General features: G+C 63.6%; 3 protein-coding genes and 1 pseudogene. 2 read left to right on the top strand and 2 right to left on the bottom strand.

Annotation, left to right across the window (positions count from 1 at the left end):
• Together AC1P6P_RS12790 and AC1P6P_RS12795 are read left to right on the top strand one after the other, a co-directional pair.
• Positions 1–679: hydroxysqualene dehydroxylase (locus AC1P6P_RS12790; protein ID WP_481402829.1), on the top strand; the 679-nt coding region annotated here is incomplete at its 5' end.
• An 85-nt stretch (positions 680–764) separates the two neighbouring features.
• Complete coding sequence (locus AC1P6P_RS12795) at positions 765–1,433, top strand: phosphorylase family protein (RefSeq protein WP_481402830.1); 669 nt, start codon at positions 765–767, stop codon at positions 1,431–1,433.
• On the opposite strand, the gene hpnH is transcribed toward AC1P6P_RS12795, so the two are convergent.
• Both hpnH and AC1P6P_RS12805 read right to left on the bottom strand, forming a co-directional pair.
• Positions 1,392–2,549: an adenosyl-hopene transferase HpnH gene (gene hpnH / locus AC1P6P_RS12800; protein ID WP_481402831.1), complete on the bottom strand. Its 1,158-nt coding sequence runs from the start codon at positions 2,547–2,549 to the stop codon at positions 1,392–1,394. The two genes, AC1P6P_RS12795 and hpnH, sit on opposite strands and share 42 nt — an antisense overlap.
• 14 nt (positions 2,550–2,563) lie before the next feature.
• Positions 2,564–2,813, bottom strand: a pseudogene (locus AC1P6P_RS12805) (4-hydroxy-3-methylbut-2-enyl diphosphate reductase); the annotation flags it as partial.

Consider the following 2,813-nt stretch of genomic DNA (forward strand, 5'->3'; position numbering starts at 1 on the left):
GGCCAAAGGCGGGCGGGCATATCGGCCGCGCATTGCCCATCCCAATCTCGGTCAGGCCTTCATCGAGCCGGCGCTGAAGGCCCTCGCCGACAACCGCGCGATGGTCCATTTCGGCCAGCGGCTGCGCCGGATCGTTTATGATCACGACAGAATTCTGGCGCTCGAATTTCCGGAAAATACGGTGCCGGTGGGGCGCGAGGATCGCGTCGTTCTGGCGGTGCCGCCGTGGGTGGCCAAGGACCTCGTGCCGGATCTGTCGGTGCCGACCGAATTCCGCGCCATCGTCAACGCCCATTTTAAGGTCGCTCCCCCACCGCAGGCGCCCAGGATGCTCGGCGTGATCGGCGGCACCGCGGAGTGGATTTTCGCGTTCGACGATCGCGTTTCGGTCACCGTCAGCGGTGCCGACTGGCTGGTCGATCGCGATCGCGAGGAGCTGGCGCGCACGCTGTGGGACGATGTGGCGAAGGCTCTTAATCTGTCCCCGATATTTCCGATCTGGCAGATCGTCAAGGAAAAGCGCGCCACCTTCGCCGCGACGCCCGAGCAGGATGCCCTGCGCCCGCCGGCGAAAACGCGCTGGAAGAATCTCGTCCTCGCCGGCGATTGGACCCAGACCGGCCTTCCCGCCACCATCGAAGGCGCGCTGCGCTCCGGCTTCACGGCGGCCCGCGCCTGAAAAAACATAGTACTGCGGCGTTTACCGATTGCTCCGCCCGGGAAAGCGGGACATTTTTCGTTGTTCGCGTCGAGTCGTGGAGAAGATGAGCGCCACAGTCGTAGCCGTCGTCGGTTTGGCCAAGGAGGCCCGCATTGCGCGCCGGTTCGGGCTTCTGCCGGTGGTCGGGGCCTGTAATGCCAAGCTGCTGAGGCGCCGCCTCAAGGCGCTGGGGCCGGACGTGCGCGGTGTCGTCAGCCTGGGGCTGGCGGGGGCGCTGGCGCCGATCCCGCAGGTCGGCGACGTGCTGGTCGGCACCCATGTCGTCACCGAGCATGAGCACTATGCCTGCGATCCCGGCTGGTCGAAGGTGCTGCGCACCCAGCTCGGCGAGGCGCATTCGGTGGTGATTGCGGGCGTCGAAGAGCCGGCAATGCACATGAGCGCCAAGAAGGATCTGTTCCGCGACACCGGCGCTCACGCCGTCGACATGGAGTCCCACATCGCGGCGCGTTTCGCCCACGAGCGCGGCATTCCGTTCATCGTCTTGCGCGTCGTTTCCGACGATTGCCACCGCACCCTGCCGCCGGCCGCCTTGGAACGGCTGAGCCTCAAGGGCAACCCGCGGCTGTTCGCGATCTTCCGCTCGCTGTGGCGCGAACCCGGCCAGTTCGGCGAGTTGATGCGGACCGGCCGTGAAGCCGGCACCGCCTTCAAATCGCTGGTGAGAGCCTTACGGACTCTCGGCCCCGGCCTCGGCTGTCCCTACCTCTGACTTCGCGGTCTTGATCTCGGCAAGCTTGTGCTCGACGTGGCGCGAGAATGAGAACTCGGCCGGCCGCTGCTTGGAAAGATCGATCTCGGGCGCGAACGGGCCATCGGTCTTGATGCCGCGCAAGGCGAGCGGCAGCAGCTTGTAGGGCTTCTTCACGGAATCGCTGACCGCGGTGCCTTCGAACCCGCAATGTACCATGCAGTTGGCGCACTTCTCGTAATTGCCGACGCCGTACTTGTCCCACTCGGTGTCGTTCATCAGCTCCTTGAAGGTTTTCACATAGCCTTCGCCCAAGAGATAGCAGGGCTTCTGCCAGCCGAACACGGTGCGGCACGGCATCGACCACGGCGAGCAGGCATAGGTCTGGTTGCCGGCGAGGAAATCGAGGAACAATTCCGACTGGGTGAATTCCCACTTCTTGCCGCCGTTGCCGCGCTTGAAGATATCGCGGAACAGCGTCTTGGTGCGCTCGCGATTGAGGAAATGCTCCTGGTCGGCGGCGCGCTCGTAGGCGTAGCCGGGCGAAATCGTGATGCCGTCGCAGCCGATCGCCATCATCTCGTCGAAGAACTTGGCGGTGCGCTCGGGATCGGCGTCGTTGAACAGGGTGCAGTTGATCTGGGTGCGGAAGCCCTTTTCCTTCGCCAGCTTCAGCGCCGCCACCGCCTTGTCGTAGGTGCCGTCGAGGCACACCGACTTGTCGTGCATGAGCTTGTCGCCGTCGAGATGGATCGACCAGGTGAAGTTCTCGTGCGGCTCGTACTGGTCGATCTTCTTGGCCAGCAGCAGCGCGTTGGTGCAGAGAATGACGAACTTGCCGCGTTCGATATAGCCTTTGACGATCTGCGGCATCTCGCGATGCAAGAGCGGCTCGCCGCCGGCGATGGAAACGCACGGAGCGCCGCAATCCTCGATCGCCTGCATGCAGTCGTCAAAGGAGAGGCGCTGATTCAGGATGTCGTCGGGATAATCGATCTTGCCGCAACCCTGGCAGGCGAGGTTGCAACGGAACAACGGTTCCAGCATCAGCACCAGCGGATAGCGCGCACGCCCCGACAAATGCTGCTTGAGAACATAGGCCCCGATGCGGGCGGCTTGCTTGGCGGGAATACCCAACGTCTTACTCCTACTCAGGAACGAAGCTCCGGCGGCAGCCGGAATTCGATATGTTCTTTCTTGCCGTCCATCTGCTCGACCGTGATGTCCGGATTGATCGCGCGCAAGGCGTCGATCACGTGCTCGACCAGCTTCTGCGGTGCAGAGGCGCCGGCGGTAAGCCCGATGGTGCCGTAACCCTTGACCCATTCGGGGTCGAGTTCGTCACCGTCGTTGATGAGATAAGAAGGCTTGCCTTCTTCTTTGCCGATCTCGCGCAAACGG

It is taken from the genome of Rhizomicrobium sp., assembly GCF_056722145.1.